Source organism: Oleiphilus sp. HI0125 (assembly GCF_001635355.1).
The window spans coordinates 1-301 of sequence record NZ_LWGF01000418.1 but is presented as its reverse complement, the minus strand read 5'-3'; the positions used below and the strand labels follow the sequence as shown (position 1 = coordinate 301).

The 301-nt window shown below is 40.2% G+C and carries 1 protein-coding gene; it reads left to right on the top strand.

Translation table 11 applies throughout. The features are described 5' to 3' along the window. Positions 1–94: 94 nt before the first annotated feature. Positions 95–301: hypothetical protein (locus A3762_RS05680; RefSeq protein ID WP_156493265.1), on the top strand; the 207-nt coding region annotated here is incomplete at its 3' end.

The window sequence follows — 301 nt, the reverse complement described above, 5'->3', positions numbered from 1 at the left end:
ACAAGCTTGTTTAAATATTCGAAAATATGGCTCGTATGAAGTTTCAATTTATGCCTAAGCAATTATGCATAGCGAGGGCTCTAGGAATACAAAGATGAAAGACGCAGCAGCAAACATCACATATCTAAAAGACTATCAAAAACCGAACTTCCTCGTAGAGAGTATTTCTTTGAGCTTTAAGCTATTCGAGGACGGCGCTGAAGTAACGAATCTTATGCACGTTGTTAAAGATTTGGATTCCGAGTCGACAGAGTTGGCGTTGGACGGCGAAGAATTAGAATTGCGCTCGGTCAGTATTGAT